Annotated in this window: 14 protein-coding genes and 1 pseudogene; 8 read left to right on the forward strand and 7 right to left on the reverse strand. The window is 56.0% G+C overall.

Annotation, left to right across the window (positions count from 1 at the left end; translation table 11 throughout):
• Positions 1-249 precede the first annotated feature (249 nt).
• Positions 250-816 (reverse strand): P-loop NTPase family protein, encoded by a 567-nt coding sequence (locus DSM25558_RS00965; protein ID WP_077100912.1) that lies wholly within the window; start codon positions 814-816, stop codon positions 250-252.
• A 198-nt stretch (positions 817-1,014) separates the two neighbouring features.
• On the opposite strand from DSM25558_RS00965, the gene DSM25558_RS00970 reads away from it, so the two are divergent.
• On the forward strand, positions 1,015-1,197 hold the full coding sequence (locus tag DSM25558_RS00970) for a hypothetical protein (RefSeq protein WP_077100914.1): 183 nt from the start codon (positions 1,015-1,017) through the stop codon (positions 1,195-1,197).
• Between the two features lie 94 nt (positions 1,198-1,291).
• On the opposite strand, the gene DSM25558_RS00975 is transcribed toward DSM25558_RS00970, so the two are convergent.
• Together DSM25558_RS00975 and DSM25558_RS00980 are read right to left on the reverse strand one after the other, a co-directional pair.
• A complete protein-coding gene (locus DSM25558_RS00975; protein WP_077100916.1) occupies positions 1,292-1,660 on the reverse strand; it encodes a hypothetical protein in 369 nt (122 codons plus the stop codon).
• 490 nt (positions 1,661-2,150) lie between these two features.
• Positions 2,151-2,399 (reverse strand): hypothetical protein, encoded by a 249-nt coding sequence (locus DSM25558_RS00980; RefSeq protein WP_077100918.1) that lies wholly within the window; start codon positions 2,397-2,399, stop codon positions 2,151-2,153.
• A 545-nt stretch (positions 2,400-2,944) separates the two neighbouring features.
• Between DSM25558_RS00980 and DSM25558_RS00990 the strand changes: the two genes are divergently transcribed.
• Positions 2,945-4,408 (forward strand): D-alanyl-D-alanine carboxypeptidase family protein, encoded by a 1,464-nt coding sequence (locus DSM25558_RS00990; RefSeq protein ID WP_083716260.1) that lies wholly within the window; start codon positions 2,945-2,947, stop codon positions 4,406-4,408.
• Positions 4,409-4,496: 88 nt separating this feature from the next.
• Positions 4,497-4,760 carry a hypothetical protein gene (locus DSM25558_RS00995; RefSeq protein ID WP_077100924.1) on the forward strand — a complete coding sequence of 88 codons (264 nt, stop codon included), beginning with the start codon at positions 4,497-4,499 and terminating at the stop codon, positions 4,758-4,760.
• A 116-nt stretch (positions 4,761-4,876) separates the two neighbouring features.
• Here DSM25558_RS00995 and gyrA read toward each other — a convergent pair.
• Positions 4,877-7,707, reverse strand: a pseudogene (gene gyrA / locus DSM25558_RS01000) (DNA gyrase subunit A).
• 241 nt (positions 7,708-7,948) lie between these two features.
• Here gyrA and DSM25558_RS01005 point away from each other — a divergent pair.
• Both DSM25558_RS01005 and DSM25558_RS01010 read left to right on the forward strand, forming a co-directional pair.
• Positions 7,949-8,578, forward strand: a complete 630-nt coding sequence (locus DSM25558_RS01005) for a MarC family protein (RefSeq protein WP_077101448.1) — start codon at positions 7,949-7,951, stop codon at positions 8,576-8,578.
• Positions 8,579-8,641: 63 nt separating this feature from the next.
• Positions 8,642-9,790, forward strand: a complete 1,149-nt coding sequence (locus DSM25558_RS01010; RefSeq protein ID WP_077100926.1) for an HPP family protein — start codon at positions 8,642-8,644, stop codon at positions 9,788-9,790.
• Between the two features lie 4 nt (positions 9,791-9,794).
• Here the strand turns inward: DSM25558_RS01010 and DSM25558_RS01015 are convergent, their stop codons facing one another.
• Both DSM25558_RS01015 and DSM25558_RS01020 read right to left on the reverse strand, forming a co-directional pair.
• Complete coding sequence (locus DSM25558_RS01015) at positions 9,795-10,052, reverse strand: hypothetical protein (protein ID WP_077100928.1); 258 nt, start codon at positions 10,050-10,052, stop codon at positions 9,795-9,797.
• Positions 10,053-10,083: 31 nt separating this feature from the next.
• Positions 10,084-10,617 (reverse strand): single-stranded DNA-binding protein, encoded by a 534-nt coding sequence (locus DSM25558_RS01020; RefSeq protein ID WP_077100931.1) that lies wholly within the window; start codon positions 10,615-10,617, stop codon positions 10,084-10,086.
• Between the two features lie 289 nt (positions 10,618-10,906).
• Here DSM25558_RS01020 and uvrA point away from each other — a divergent pair, with 289 nt between their 5' ends.
• Positions 10,907-13,828 carry an excinuclease ABC subunit UvrA gene (uvrA, locus tag DSM25558_RS01025; protein WP_077100933.1) on the forward strand — a complete coding sequence of 974 codons (2,922 nt, stop codon included), beginning with the start codon at positions 10,907-10,909 and terminating at the stop codon, positions 13,826-13,828.
• A gap of 42 nt (positions 13,829-13,870) precedes the next feature.
• Positions 13,871-14,671 carry a DUF72 domain-containing protein gene (locus tag DSM25558_RS01030; RefSeq protein ID WP_077100935.1) on the forward strand — a complete coding sequence of 267 codons (801 nt, stop codon included), beginning with the start codon at positions 13,871-13,873 and terminating at the stop codon, positions 14,669-14,671.
• A gap of 9 nt (positions 14,672-14,680) precedes the next feature.
• On the opposite strand, the gene dusA is transcribed toward DSM25558_RS01030, so the two are convergent.
• Positions 14,681-15,691, reverse strand: a complete 1,011-nt coding sequence (gene dusA, locus DSM25558_RS01035; RefSeq protein ID WP_077101450.1) for a tRNA dihydrouridine(20/20a) synthase DusA — start codon at positions 15,689-15,691, stop codon at positions 14,681-14,683.
• Between the two features lie 134 nt (positions 15,692-15,825).
• Between dusA and DSM25558_RS01040 the strand changes: the two genes are divergently transcribed.
• Positions 15,826-16,515 (forward strand): fumarylacetoacetate hydrolase family protein, encoded by a 690-nt coding sequence (locus DSM25558_RS01040; RefSeq protein WP_077100937.1) that lies wholly within the window; start codon positions 15,826-15,828, stop codon positions 16,513-16,515.
• Positions 16,516-16,518 lie beyond the last annotated feature (3 nt).

Below are 16,518 nucleotides of genomic sequence, written 5' to 3' on the forward strand. Positions count from 1 at the left end.
TTGAGCACTCCGATCCGGAGCGAGCCGCAACTGCACTTCTTTGCAAAGCTGGCTTGATTCTATCTCCCAGCAAATACAAACCGAATCGGTGTCCGCGCTGAATGGAATGCCTCGATGGCTGCAATCATTCGAGATCCCGTCTGGATGACGGCACTTCTCTAATCTGCTTGTCAGCGTCAAGCTTTGGTCGAACTCATTCTTGAGGCTTCTCCGGGGCAGCTTCCGTCCACAATTGGTTCATTGGGTTGTTCAGGCTCGGTCACGTCCGATGTCAGAAAGTGCGGTAGTGACTGTTTGAGCCAACGCTTGAGTGTCCTTTTCGCCGTCAAATCTAAGCACCGGAGCGGATTGCGCATCGAGCCAACGCTTATGCTGCTCCAGATTGCGCCCAGCGAACGAGGGTGAATCATAGTGAGACGCCCAGTCCCTGAATGCCAAATGTCGCTCATACATGTCCCCGCCGGGCAGGATACGATCGCCATGCAGCAAGGCCTCTCGCCTGTCCAGACGCTGTAGCCGTACAGCCGTCGGCGTATATAGGAACACAATAAGATCGACATTCTTGATCAGGGTGTCGCCCCAACCCATAAAGGAACCTGAAAGAACCCAGCCCTTGCTTTGAGCCTGCTGTTCGTTGATCAGCCGAACCCGATCTTCCGGCGGGCGCTTGGTGGTGAAAGGCGGATCGGTCGGCATCCAGTAGAAGTCGTCTACATCCAGCAGCGGAACTGCGAATTGCTCGGACAGCGTGGCACCAAGCGTCGAAACGTCCGAGCAAGATGCTCCGATCACGTATAGTCTCGGCGTATTGGTCATGTCGTCGTCACCATAAAAAGGCGGATCATATACTGCGCTGCGTCAGGCTCTGCAACGCCCGCTTGTGGCGTCCAGCCGAAACGGCTCTTCAAAGGATACAGACCCACGTCTGCATCCTCGTGACACCAAAACCATTTGAGACTCCTGCGCATGTATTTATAACGTGCGAAAACGACGATTCTCGAAAGGCATTTGATAATGTGGATTGAAGTGACAGCGGTCAGTAACAATCAGAAATTCGCCATCAACTTTGACCATGTGACGCAAATATCACCGCTTGTTCAGGGCACCCTTATTCTGCGCGCTGGAAATGAACGTGTGCAGGTCATGGAGAGCTACGATTATATCATCGCGCGCCTGCACGCGGCTGCATCCAAATAAGTAACGCCTTCAGCCGGATAGCCGAACCACTTTGATCTTTAAAAACAAAAAGCCGACCCAAGGGTCGGCTTTCAAATTCATGACTGAATGCGCCTTACTGGCAAACACGCATGCTTTCCATATGCCAGCCGCCGTCATAGGCGTTACGGACCTGACGGTCCTCGAACCAGCAACGTGGCGGGGGTGGTGGCGGCGGCTCGACATAACGGGGACCGCTGTCTCTTGCCAGGGCACCGCCGATAATACCACCCAGAACACCGGCTGCGATTCCGCCCGCGATAACACGGCCATTGTCATGGTCGCGATGTCTGCGTGGTGGGTCACGATATGGTGGTGGCGGAGGACCGCGACGGTCGTAACTATATGGGCCATCGTAATACTGCGCGGAAGCGGTTTGCACGCTGGTCAGAACTGCGCCACCGGCGATGACAGCAGCAAGCATTGTCAGAAGAATTTTTCTCATAGCGGGCTTCTCCATGTGAGCCGAACCATAACCGGGTAGCGTCTCAATATGCTCTCAAAATGGCACGACACTCATGAACAAGTTCTGAACGCAAAATTCACCATAGCGATATGTTCGTTAATTTGGATCGGCGTACCGTTAGCCGGAACAGTGACCTTTCGGGCTTTGCTTATGAAGGATATGTCAACCTTGCTTCCTCCTCGGGAGGAGCTCCCAAGTCCTGAAAGCCAATCAGGCGAAACTCTAGCCCCGCCTTTTGGTGGGGCCTTTTTTATAGCGCGCCAGAATTTTAATGAAATATGTCAGGATTACTGATGTAATTATTTCAGATAGCGTACCGATACCAGGCTGATTGACCTACCCGCTAAGTCGCATTTTCAATTATCAATGCATATCGCTCAAGGGCTCCGGCCCGATTTTTCCCCGAGCGAACAACCTGCCCCGCTGCGTTTTGCGGGGCTTTTTTGTTTGCAGCAATGACAAGCGGTGCCTATCCGACTCTGCTGGATATCACGACGTTGAGCGCTGGCCCTACGCGCTGGTTGTCGTGGCGGTTTCGAAGCAGGTCATTAAACAACTCAATGACAGCTGCCGGCATATCTCTCGAAAAATCGTCGAAGAGTTCGGTCGCTCTATTCCAGGAGTAGATAGCAGCAAGCGTCAGAACCAGCAGCAGCAACCATGGCCATAACGGTTTTTTACGCGGCGGCCTGTCTTTGATATTATCGTCAACCGTCATCCTGCCGCCCTCAAATGCATACCGTTACTTTCGACCATATCGAGGCTCGCCACCCGGGGCATAAGCCGCCTTTTGCAAAAACCGGAAAATGCTGCCGCACTGAGCGCATCGTATCATATATTCCGAGGGATTTCTGGATGGACGCTCTGTACGGAAGCCCTTCGGCATCTCATCGATACGAAAATCGACGTCAGCATGATGCTTCTCGTCTTTCTCCGACGCCTCGGCAAAACCGCTATGGCCGCATTTTGCACATTCGAGTTTGCGGGAATATCGGTCACGCGAAGCCATGGTCCATCCTTTGTTTCGGGACAGGTAGCAATCGGCAAGCAGCAGTTCAATACATAATGCCTTGTAGCGACCTCTTCCTGCACTGAAATCGCCGGGTCGGACTAGGGGGCGGTGAGAGGAATGGCTGTGCTGTTTTCGATCAAAGACCGCATTTTATCCGCTTCAGATACCATTCATAAACCACTTGGTAACGCCATCGCTCTAAAGTTGGCGTCTGAAAAGTCTGGCGGGGCGTGTCGGACGGAACCTGTGGCATGCGATTAAAGAGTTCAACCGTGTTCAAAAAACTATCTGAGGCACTAGGGCGCACGGCAGGCGCTTCGTCTTTCGTGAAAGTTTTCATGTTTGCAATGGCTGTGGCGACGGCAACTGCCGCCACAACCCAAGTTGCGAATGCTGACCCGAAATTTGCGGGCATCGTTGTGGATGCCAAGACCGGCAAGGTTCTTTATAGTGAAGATCCTGATGGCTTGCGCTATCCAGCATCACTAACAAAGATGATGACCCTGTATCTGACGTTCGAAGCTTTGAACTCAGGTCGCATTTCGCTCAATTCGGCGGTTCCCATTTCGGCAAACGCCGCCAAGGAGCCCCCATCCAAGTTGGGCGTCCGCGCAGGCGGTAGTGTCACCGTTGAGCAGGCAATTCTGGCGCTCGTCACCCGTTCTGCCAACGACGTTGCAACCGCTCTTGGTGAAATGATCGGCGGCAATGAAGAGCGTTTCGGACGTATTATGACGGCGAAGGCCCGTGCATTGGGCATGACCCGCACGACCTACCGCAACGCAAATGGCCTGCCAAATACAGCGCAGATGACGACGGCCCGAGACCAGGCACGTTTGAGTGTCGCCCTGCGTCAGCATTTCCCGCAATATTACGGGTATTTCAACACCCGTGTGTTCAATTTTGGCAAGCAGGTTATCGGTAACCACAATCGTCTCGTCGGCACTGTTCGCGGTGTTGATGGCATCAAGACCGGCTACACCCGTGCCGCCGGTAGCAACCTGGCGACCTCTGCTCAGCTCGATGGACGCTCCATCGTTGCCGTTGTTCTCGGCGGTCGCTCCAGTGCTGCTCGTGATGCCACGATGCGCAAGCTGGTGGCGGAATATCTTCCGCAGGCTTCGCGTGGGGGTAACAGCAACCTGATTGCATCAACACCAACCATGCGTATCGAAGAGCCGGTCGCGGTTGCAGCAACCACACCAGCATTCGTTCCTCCCGCAGGTCTTCCAAATGCCGGCCCCGTGCCGCAGGCTCGCTATGCGGATGAAACACCTGTTTCCGCTTTCGCTCCAAGCCAGGCCAATGCAGCCGTTACGGCCATGGACGTAGCAACACGTGGCAAGCCTCCGGCTAATCTCACGCCACCTGTCGATATGCGGCCTGATCGCTCAATGGTGACCAATTCGACCAAGGTCGACAACATCGTCACTGCCTCCACCAGCACTGCCCCTTCTGCGAACGGCAATGCAGGTTGGGTTATCCAGATCGGCGCGTCTCCAGACGAAGGCTCTGCGCGAAACCTGCTTCAGGCAGCGCAGGATAAGGGCGGCATCTCTCTGCGCTCCGCCAAACCTTTCACGGTCGCCTTCAACAAGGACGGCGCCCAAATGTTCCGCGCTCGCTTCGGTGGCTTTGGCGGCCAGAATGAAGCGGTCAATGCATGTAATGCTTTGAAAAAGAAAGGCATCAGCTGCTGGGCATCGCTCCAGTAAGCGGAAGACGGTTTCAGGGGCCGGTAGCATGAAAATACAGATTACCGGTTCCACTCCTCGAATTGTATTGTGTAACGAGGCTTTCCAGATGGCGATCAACGAAAACTATTCGGACATTGCAGCAGGTAAAGGCAGACAGCAAAGTCTGTCCGTTCTGCATCCGATCCATGAAGCGGCGATGAGAATTGCCGATCTCGGCTTGAACAGATCGCGGCACAAGACCCGCGATCTCGTCAACCTTCTCCTGTCCCACGGTGCTCGCGCCTGGCGCAGCAACCAGCCGGAAGCGAAGATTCATCTCCACATCGCTTCGAAATCCGGTCGCGGTGCCATTCATTTGCGCCTGCGTTAAAAACTTCACAGCCAATAAAAAAGCCCTGCGAAACATCGGTTTCGCAGGGCTTTTGTTTTGTAGACGATCACGGTTGACGAAAGCGGCGGGACGCAGACTGGCCCGCCGCTTGTGACTTACACGCCCTCGCCGTCCCCTTCTGGTGCTGCACCGGCATCTGTCTCGACGCCGTCGACTTCAGCATCACCCAAAGCCTCGACGTCATCATCGCCTTCAGGTTCGTTGATACGCTCGACGGACACGACCTTTTCATCCTTCGCAGTGGAGAAGATGGTTACGCCCTTCGTTGCGCGGCTAGCAAAACGAATGCCGCCGACGGGAACCGGATCAACTGACCGCCATCGGAAACCAGCATGATCTGGTCTTTGTCATCGACCGGGAAGGCTGCAACCAGTTCACCGATTTCCGCCGTCTTGGACGTATCGGTAGCACGGATGCCCTTGCCACCACGGCCCGACGTGCGGAAGTCGTAGGACGAGGAGCGCTTGCCGAAGCCCTTTTCGGAAACAGTCAGAACGAACTGCTCTTGGGACTTGAGGAACTGGTAGCGTTCTTCGGTCAGATGACCCTCCTCCGTTACTTCCTCGCCAACCAGTGCGATCTCTTCGGCGTCGGTCTCACCCGTCAGGGCGCGGCGTTCTGCAGCGGCACGCTTGAGGTAAGCTGCACGCTCCCATGGTTCTGCATTCACGTGGCTGACAATCGTCATCGAGATGATGCGATCACCTGCGCCAAGATTGATACCGCGAACACCGACCGAGTTACGGCCAGCAAATACGCGCACATCATCCACAGGGAAGCGAATGCACTGGCCGAGTGCCGTGGTCAGCAGAACGTCATCGCCTGCCACTTCGCCAAGAGCGTCAGGGCCTGTGCAGGTCTCGACGGAGAGGATTTCATCACCCTCTTCATCCAGCTTCATGGCGATCTTGCCGTTGCGGTTGACCTGAACGAAGTCGGACAACTTGTTACGGCGTACCGTTCCACGCGTGGTCGAGAACATCACGTCCAGCGTTTCCCACGTCGTCTCGTCTTCCGGTAATGGCATAATGGTGGTAATGCGCTCGCCAGCCGCCAATGGCAGCATGTTGATCAATGCCTTGCCCTTAGACTGCGGTGTACCGATGGGCAGGCGCCATACCTTTTCCTTGTAGACGATACCACGTGAGGAGAAGAACAGAACCGGCGTGTGGGTATTGGCCACGAACAGACGGTTGACGAAATCCGCATCGCGGGTCGCCATACCGGAACGGCCCTTGCCGCCGCGACGCTGTGCACGATAGGTCGTCAGTGGTACGCGCTTGATATAACCCAGATGCGATACCGTCACGACCATGTCTTCACGGGAGATGAGATCCTCATCGTCCATGTCAGGACCGCCTTCGACGATCTGACTGCGGCGCGGCGTGCCGAACTCATCCCTGACAGCAGCGAGCTCATCCTTGACGATCTGCTGGATACGAACACGCGAAGACAGAATATCGAGATATTCGCTGATTTCTGCGCCGATCTTGTTCAGCTCGTCGCTGATTTCATCACGGCCTAGAGCTGTCAGTCGAGCAAGACGCAGTTCGAGAATCGCACGCGCCTGCTCTTCAGACAGGTTGTAGGTCTTGTCTTCATTGATGCGGTGGCGCGGATCGTCGATCAGAAGGATCAGGCTTTCCACGTCGGAGGCGGGCCAGCGGCGCGTCATCAACTGTTCGCGCGCAGTTGCCGGGTCCGGCGCCTGGCGGATAACGCGAATGACTTCATCGATATTGGCAACGGCAATCGCCAAGCCCACCAACACATGCGCGCGGTCGCGTGCCTTACGCAGAAGGTATTTCGTGCGGCGGCTGACGACTTCTTCGCGGAAGGATACGAAAGCACGCAGCATGTCGAGCAGCGTCATCTGCTCCGGCTTACCGCCGTTCAGTGCCACCATGTTACAGCCGAAAGACGTCTGCAAAGGTGTGTAGCGATAAAGCTGGTTCAAAATGACTTCGGCGTTGGCATCGCGCTTCAGCTCAACGACGACACGATAGCCTTGACGGTCGGACTCGTCACGAAGGTCGGAAATGCCTTCGACGCGCTTGTCCTTGACGAGCTCGGCCATCTTCTCGATCATCGACGACTTGTTCACCTGGAAGGGAACTTCGGTGATGATGATCTGTTCGCGGTCACCACGCATCGGCTCGATCGTCGCGCGGCCGCGCATGATGACGGAGCCGCGACCCGTCTCGTAAGCCGAACGAATGCCAGAACGGCCGAGAATGAATGCGCCTGTCGGGAAATCCGGACCAGGGATGATTTCCATCATCTGCGGCAATTCGATTTCCGGATTGTCGATCAGCGCGATGGAGCCGTTGATGACCTCAGTCAGATTGTGCGGCGGAATATTGGTAGCCATACCGACGGCGATGCCGCCTGCGCCATTGACCAGAAGGTTGGGGAACTTGGCAGGAACCACGACTGGCTCCGACATGGTGCCGTCGTAGTTGTCGCGGAAATCGACCGTTTCCTTGTCGAGATCGTCGAGCAGCGCGTGCGCCACCTTCTCAAGGCGGCATTCGGTATAACGCTGGGCAGCCGGCGGGTCGCCGTCGATGGAGCCGAAATTGCCCTGACCGTCGATCAGCGGCATCCGCAGCGACCAGTCCTGGGCCATACGAGCCAAGGCATCATAAATCGCAGAGTCACCGTGCGGGTGGTATTTACCCATCACGTCACCGGTCACACGTGCGGACTTGACGTATTTCTTGTTCCAGTCGAGGCCGAGTTCATTCATTCCGTAAAGAATACGGCGGTGAACGGGCTTCAGTCCATCGCGAACGTCTGGAAGTGCACGGCTGACGATAACGCTCATGGCGTAATCGAGATACGACCGCTGCATTTCCTCTATGATGGAAATCGGCTCAATGCCTGGCGGAAGCTTTCCGCCGCCTGGGGGGCTCTGGTCAGTCAAATCGGATCACATTCTATGTTAAGAATCGGATGGATTTTTATAGCGGAAACAGCACGAAAGCGCCAATTTCCAGCGCGGTTTTGAACAGTCTTTTGCGTCATTTGCAAGACGATGCACAGTTTTATCCCTAAGCGGGGTGAAAACGGTTTCAAACGGCGTCAGACTTACCTACCATAGCATGAAAATCGACCTGACGCCGAAGCGATTGCTCTCGATTTCCGGGAATGATGATGGGGAAAGCATGGCAAGCACCGAACTTCTTCTCAACGCCCTGACCACGATGCTTGTCACGCTCGACCCGCCTGGTCTGGCACCGGTCTTTCTGGCGCTGACGGCGGGCATGACGCGCGCCCAACGCGGCCAGGTCGCGCTTCGCGGCTCGATCATCGCTTTCGGCATCCTTGCCATGTTTGCGCTGTTCGGCTCGTCAATTCTGGAGGTGCTGGGCATCTCGCTCGGTGCGTTCCGCATCTCCGGCGGCCTGCTGCTGTTCTGGATCTCGTTTGAAATGATTTTCGAGAAACGGCAGGAACGAAAGGAAAAGACGTCGGAAGTTGCGATTACGCTAGATCACATCCAGAACATCGCCGTCTTCCCTTTGGCACTACCATTGATCGCAGGCCCTGGCGCTATCTCAGCCACGGTACTGATTTCCGGGTCTATGGAAACCAGCTTTGAGAAAGTCCTGTTCATTCTCCTGCTGGCATTCAGCATGCTGCTGGTTTTTCTGGCACTGTTGGCCGCCGACCGGCTGGACCGTTTCCTCGGCAATACCGGTCGTGCAATTCTCACACGTCTGCTCGGCGTCCTGCTGGCGGCGCTATCGGTTCAGTTCGTGGTGGACGGTGTTAAATCCGCGATGGCGTCCTGACAGAGACGAGGCTGGATTTTCTGTTAAAACGCCAACTCCTGACGAGACTCAAGAGTGGTGAGAATGCGAAATCTGCTGCGCCTTATCGTGCCGGAAGCGATGCCGGTCAGTTATAAGGAACGCCTGCGTGCCGCGACCGGCGCATTGCTCGGCATTTTCATCACTGGCTACATCGGTCATCTGGCTGTTGGTAACAGTGCCGTGCTGCCTGCGCTGATTGCCCCAATGGGTGCGTCCGCCGTTCTGCTGTTTGCCGTTCCATCAAGCCCGCTTGCGCAGCCATGGTCCATTCTGTGCGGCAACATTGTTTCCGCCATCGTGGGTGTCACTGTCGCGATATGGATCGCCGATCCATTCGTGGCAGCAGCGGTTGCGATCAGCGTCGCCATTGCGGCAATGATGGCACTGCGCTGCCTGCATCCGCCAAGCGGTGCTGTTGCGTTGACGGCTGTCCTTGGCGGAGCCGCCATCCACGATCTCGGCTACGGATTTGTCCTGTGGCCGGTCGCGGGCAACTCCATGGCGCTTCTTGCGGTCGCCGTGATCTTCAACAACCTTTCGGGAAGACGTTACCCGCACTCCATCCGGTCTCAACCGTCCAGCCATGCGACGAAAGACCCGGCACCCATTCAACGCATCGGCTTCTCATCGTCCGATCTTGATGATGTTCTCAAAGAATACGACCAGGTTCTCGATATCGACCGCGACGACCTGGAAACGATTTTACGCCGCACCGAATTGCGCTCTTACAAAAGGCGAGCAACCTATCTCGATTGCGCCAGCATCATGTCCCGTGACGTTGTCGCCGTCGCCCCGGACGATTCACTGAAGGCCGCGCACGCACTGATGCGTCATCATCATTTCAAGGCGTTGCCGGTTACGAACGACAACGCAGAGGTGGTTGGCATCGTTACCCAGACGGATTTCCTGGACAAAGCAAGCTGGACAAGTGGTCGCCCAGCAATCGGGTTTCTCCAGCGTGTGCGCCTTATATTTTCCGGACGTAGCGCGCCGAACGATACGGTCAAAGACATCATGACGTCTCCGGTCAAAACCGTATCGCCGGAAACGCCCATAGAAGAAGCCATCATCATATTGGCGGAACAAGGTCTGCATTACCTGCCGGTCGTCAGTGAAAACGCAAAACTCGCAGGCATCATTTCTCAGTCAGACGTGATGATCGCAATGTTGGCAGACAAGGCTGAAAAATAAGCCTTTACCGTTTTGCCTTCAAAATCCGCTTCCATATCGTACCGCCGAGATAGCGGTTGAAAACGAGAAAATAAGCAACGATCAGTGCAAAGACCAGAACTGCTGGCATGCCCTGCAGGCTGAAGCCGTCTTCCGTGCGCCCGCCAAAGACGAGCGCGACGAGATAGCCAAATATCCAAAAAGCAGTAAAAAAGTCCAGTATGGCGGCCAGCACAATGCGCCAGGTCGATGGCTGGCGCGCTGGTGTGATCGTTTCTGTCATGCCTTACCCCTGCCCCAGGTGTTTCTATAGATCAGAACGGAATGTCGTCGTCCATGTCGTTGGAGAAGTTGCCGCCGCCAGACTGGCCGCCGCGTGCGGGCGCAGATCGAGCCGGCTTCTGATCGTAACCACCACCGCCACCAAAATCGCCGCCGCCAGATGCTCCACCGAAATCATCTCCGCCACGGCCAGCACCGCCACCGCCGCCTTCACCACGACCATCGAGCATGGTCAGCGTCGAGTTGAAGCCCTGCAGCACGATTTCCGTGGAGTAACGGTCGTTGCCAGTCTGGTCCTGCCATTTGCGTGTCTGAAGAGCGCCTTCGATATAGAGCTTGGCACCCTTTTTCACATACTGCTCGATGACCTTGCAGAGACCTTCGTTGAAGACCACGACAGAGTGCCATTCGGTCTTTTCTTTCCGCTCACCGGAGGTGCGATCGCGCCAGCTTTCAGAAGTCGCGATACGAAGATTTGCGATAGGGCGACCGTCTTGCGTGCGACGAATTTCCGGATCAGCGCCGACGTTCCCGAGCAAAATTACCTTGTTTACGCTGCCAGCCATCTTCTCAATCCTGTCTACCGACCTTCATGGCCAGCATTTTATCTTTAAAATCCTGCGCATCATAGCCCATCGTTCAGCATGATGTGCACCAGATGGAACGACAATCCACAAGGAATGTTCTTTCAAAGCGCATACCCTTGCCTTTCGTTCCTATTTTGTTCTATTAAGGCTGTATTGATGAGTCAAGTCCAACGAAAACCGGATGTGAAAAGGTTAATTGATCTCGACACGCCGATCTGCGTCATTACATAAGAGCCTGCCCCTCCCACAGAGTATCCCGAGCCTTGTCATGAGTGAATTAAAGACGATTTCGATCCGCGGTGCCCGCGAGCATAATCTCAAGGGCATCGATCTGGACCTGCCACGCAACAAGTTGATCGTCATGACCGGGCTTTCGGGCTCCGGCAAATCCTCGCTTGCTTTCGATACGATCTATGCGGAGGGCCAGCGGCGATATGTCGAAAGTCTGTCCGCTTACGCACGGCAGTTTCTGGAAATGATGCAGAAACCGGATGTAGATCAGATCGAAGGTCTGTCTCCCGCTATTTCCATCGAGCAGAAGACGACGTCGCGCAATCCCCGCTCGACCGTCGGTACTGTGACGGAAATCTACGACTATATGCGTCTGCTGTTTGCACGCGTCGGCGTTCCCTATTCGCCAGCCACCGGGCTGCCCATCGAGAGCCAGACCGTCAGCCAGATGGTCGACCGTGTGCTGGCATTCGAGGAAGGGACGCGCCTTTACATCCTCGCCCCCATGGTTCGCGGACGTAAGGGCGAGTATAAAAAAGAGCTGGCCGAGCTGATGAAAAAGGGCTTTCAGCGCGTCAAGGTAGACGGTCAGTTCTACGAAATTGCCGAAGTCCCTGCCCTGGACAAGAAATACAAGCACGATATCGATGTCGTCGTGGACCGCGCTGTCGTACGCCCGGATATGGCGGCACGTCTGGCGGACAGCCTTGAGACCTGCCTGAAGCTCGCCGATGGTCTGGCAGTCGCCGAATTTGCCGACAAGCCTTTGCCGCCTGAAGAAACAGCTGCCGGTGGCTCAGCCAACAAGTCGCTCAATGAAACCCATGAGCGTGTGCTGTTTTCGGAAAAATTCGCCTGCCCTGTCTCTGGCTTTACGATTTCAGAGATCGAGCCGCGTCTGTTTTCCTTCAACAACCCATTCGGTGCCTGCCCGACATGTGATGGCCTTGGTTCCCAGCAGAAGGTGGATGTGGCGCTCATCGTGCCGGAGCCCGCGCGGACGCTGAAAGACGGTGCTGTGGCCCCTTGGGCCAAGTCGTCTTCCCCCTATTACAATCAGACGCTGGAAGCACTGGGCAAGGCGTTTAGCTTCAAGCTATCGAGCCGTTGGAACGATCTGACGGATGCGGCGAAGAAGGCGATCCTGCACGGAACCGGCGACAAGATCGAGTTCGAGTATCAGGATGGCGCGCGCTCCTACAAGACGGTGAAAAATTTCGAAGGCATCGTTCCCAACCTCGAGCGGCGCTGGAAGGAAACCGACAGTGCATGGGCGCGCGAAGAAATCGAACGTTATATGTCGGCTGCACCTTGCCCCGCCTGCGCAGGGTATCGACTCAAGCCCGAAGCGCTGGCGGTAAAGATCAACACGCTGCATATCGGCCAGGTGACTGAGATGTCGATTAAGCTCGCCCGCGACTGGTTCGAAGTGCTGCCGGAAGCGCTGAACACCAAACAGAACGAGATCGCTGCCCGTATTCTGAAAGAAATCCGCGAACGCCTTCGCTTCCTGAACGATGTCGGGCTGGAATATCTCAGCCTGTCGCGCAATTCCGGGACACTGTCTGGTGGCGAAAGCCAGCGCATTCGTCTCGCATCGCAGATCGGCTCAGGCCTGACAGGCGTGCTTTATGTGCTGGACGAGCCATCCATCGGTCTGCACCAGCGCGACAACGCGCGCCTGTTGGATACGCTGAAACATTTGCGTGACATCGGCAACACCGTCATCGTGGTGGAGCATGACGAGGACGCCATTCTCACAGCCGATTACGTGGTGGATATCGGCCCAGCCGCTGGCATCCATGGCGGCGAGGTGATTGCGGAGGGAACGCCGCAGCAGGTGATGGCCAATCCAAAATCTCTGACGGGCAAGTATCTCTCCGGCGAACTGGGCGTTACAGTTCCATCAGAGCGCCGCAAGCCGAAAAAAGGCAAAGAGATCAAGGTCGTGGGCGCGCGCGGCAACAATTTGAAAAACGTTACCGCATCCGTGCCCCTTGGTGTTTTCACTGCCGTTACCGGTGTCTCCGGAGGCGGCAAATCGACGTTCCTCATTGAGACGCTCTACAAGTCAGCTGCACGTCGTGTCATGGGCGCGCGCGAAATTCCGGCGGATCACGATCGGATCGATGGCTTCGAGTTCATCGACAAGGTTATCGATATCGACCAGTCGCCTATCGGCCGTACTCCACGCTCGAACCCTGCCACTTACACCGGTGCGTTTACACCGATCCGGGACTGGTTCTCAGGCCTGCCCGAGGCGAAGGCGCGGGGCTATGTACCGGGTCGTTTTTCCTTCAACGTCAAGGGCGGACGTTGCGAAGCTTGCCAGGGCGATGGCGTCATCAAGATCGAAATGCACTTCCTGCCGGATGTCTATGTCACCTGCGACGTGTGCCACGGCAAGCGTTACAATCGCGAAACGCTGGATGTGACGTTCAAGAGCAAGTCGATTGCCGACGTGCTTGATATGACCGTCGAAGAGGGCGTCGAGTTCTTCTCGGCAGTGCCTGCCGTGCGTGACAAATTGCAGTCGCTGTTCGATGTCGGCCTTGGCTATATCAAGGTCGGCCAGCAGGCCAACACCCTCTCGGGTGGTGAGGCGCAGCGCGTTAAGCTGGCAAAGGAACTGTCCAAGCGCTCGACGGGACGCACGCTCTACATCCTCGATGAGCCAACGACCGGTCTGCACTTTCACGACGTCAAAAAGCTTCTGGAGATGCTGCACGAACTGGTCGATCAAGGCAATTCCGTCGTCGTTATCGAGCACAATCTCGAAGTCATCAAGACGGCGGATTGGGTAATCGACATCGGTCCTGAAGGTGGTACCGGAGGTGGCGAAGTCGTCGCGACCGGAACGCCAGAGCAGATCGTCAAGGAAAAACGCTCCTATACCGGCCAGTTCCTCAAGGAACTTCTGGAGCGCCGTTCCGATAAGAAAATACAGGCGGCAGAGTAATCGACGTTCTGGCGTGCAATCGATGGGTGGATGGAGGAAAAGATGAGCAAGACAGGTACAATTCGCGCCGGTATCGGCGGTTGGACCTTCGAGCCATGGGAAGGCACGTTCTATCCTGACAAGCTGGTGAAAAGGCGTCAGCTGGAACATGCCAGCCACCATCTGAAAGCCATTGAGGTCAACGGCACCTATTATGGCAGCCAGAAGCCGGAAACCTTTGCCAAATGGGCATCAGAAGTGCCGGATGGTTTCATTTTCTCTTTGAAGGCCAGCCGATACGTGACCAATCGAAAAGTGCTGGCCGAGGCCGGTGAATCGATGGCCAAGTTTCTGACCCAGGGGCTGACGGAGCTTGGAGATCATCTCGGTCCCATCCTCTGGCAGTTCGCGCCGACGAAGACGTTCGAGCCGGATGATTTCGCGGCCTTCCTTGACCTTCTGCCCGAAAAGCAGGATGGGCTGACGCTTCAGCACGTCGTTGAAGTCCGCAATCCAAGTTTCCAGGTGCCTGAATTCATCGACCTGCTAGCGAAGCACAAGGTCGCCGTTGTGTGCGCGGATCATCACGATTATCCCATGTTGCCGGATGTGACCGGGGATTTCGTTTATTGTCGTCTGCAGAAGGGCGAGGATGATATTCAGACCTGTTATCCAGAAAAGGACGTGAAGGCTTGGGGTGAGCGTCTCAAAACCTATGCGGCAGGTTCTGTCCCTGATGATCTTCCGCTGATTGCGCCGGACTGGAAGGTCGAAAAGAAGGCGCGCGACGTGTTTGCCTTCTTCATCACTGGCGGCAAGGTCAATGCGCCGAATGGCGCGCAATTGTTGCAGACTCTGGTTTAGCGTCTGCGATCACACGGCAATATCTGAAGCCGCGTCAAAATTGATGGCCGCAAAGGCGGCCGCAATGACCTCCGGCCCAGCGCCTGGCTTCGTTGCGTCGTTGGATAAAATCTGGCGAAAACGCCTCGCGCCCGGCATTCCCTGAAACAAACCCACCATGTGGCGCGTGACGTGATTGACCCGTCCGCCATGGGCAACATAATCGTCAGCATAGGCCATCATATTATCACGCAACGCCAACCAGTCTGGCTCGCCCGCCGGCTCGCCATAAATGCGGTGATCGACCTCGGCCAGTATCGACGTGTTGTGATAGGCGGCGCGACCGAGCATGACGCCGTCCATATGGGTTAGATGCAACTGCGCCTGATCGAGATCGGTGATGCCGCCATTGATACCGATGAAGACATCCGGGTTTTCCCGCTTCATGCGGTAGACGAGGTCGTAATCCAGCGGCGGAACATCGCGGTTTTCCTTTGGCGAAAGGCCTTGCAGCCACGCTTTGCGCGCATGGATCCAGACCGCATCCGCGCCGGCTTCAACAACGCGAGCAATAAAATCGGGCAGGACGGTTTCAGGTTCCTGATCGTCAACGCCGATCCGGCATTTGACCGTGACAGGCACGGTCGCGACAGCCTTCATGGATGCCACACAGCGAGCGACTGTTTCCGGTTCACGCATCAGACAGGCGCCGAAAGTTCCGGATTGCACCCGATCAGACGGACAGCCCACATTCAGATTGATCTCGTCATATCCATAATCGGCCGCAATTTTCACCGCTTCCGAAAGCTTTGTCGGGTCGGAGCCACCAAGCTGGAGCGCCACAGGATGCTCGGCAGCGTGATAGCCCAAAATCTTGTCACGCTGTCCATGAATGATGGCATCGGCGACGATCATCTCCGTATAAAGCAAAGCATGGCTGGACAGCTGCCGGTGAAGAAAACGGCAGCGCGTATCAGTCCAGTCGATCATGGGGGCCACGGCAAATATTTTGCCACCGGTCGCGAGCGCTTTTTGGTACATGGATCGTAAAACCTCTTTCTGCGGGGCTTCTAGCGCAATGTGCGTGAGAAAGCCAGTTTCCGCCATGGTCATTTAAAGCTGGAAATCCCGGCAGAATCGCGGGACAACCGTCTCCTGAAATCAGGAGTGCAAACATGTCCGCCACCGTTATTCCCGTTCCTCCGTCGGTTCTTTTGCCCGTTGAAGGCGCGACCGAGACATTCCCTGTTCGCCGGGTTTATTGCGTGGGGCGGAACTACGCTGATCACGCGATCGAGATGGGACATGACCCATCGCGTGAGCCTCCCTTCTTTTTCCAGAAGAATGCGGAAAATCTGCTGCCGGCGGGCCAGGACTTTCCCTACCCTGCCTTGTCGTCCAATGTGCATTACGAAGTGGAATGCGTCGTCGCTTTGAAAAGCGGCGGATCGGATATTTCAGTGGAAGACGCACTGGATCATGTCTGGGGTTATGGCGTCGGCATCGATATGACGCGGCGCGATATGCAGGATACGCTGAAGAAAATGGGCCGTTCCTGGGAGGGTGCCAAGGCGTTCGAACACTCGGCGCCCGTTTCCTCGCTCGTTCCGGCGGCTAAAATCGGCCACCCTGCCACTGGTGGCGTCTGGCTTGAGGTGAATGGCGAGCGCAAGCAAAGCGGTGATCTCGATCAGATGATCTGGAAGACAGCGGAGATCATCGCCGAACTTTCCAAGCTCTTCACCCTTGCCGCCGGTGATATCATCATGACGGGTACGCCTGCGGGCGTGGGGCCGATCGTTGCCGGCGATCGGATCGATTGCGGCGTGGATGGCGTTGGCACGCTTTCGGTCAAGGTCGTCTGAGAG

It is taken from the genome of Agrobacterium sp. DSM 25558, from assembly GCF_900100825.1.
Taxonomy (GTDB): domain Bacteria; phylum Pseudomonadota; class Alphaproteobacteria; order Rhizobiales; family Rhizobiaceae; genus Agrobacterium.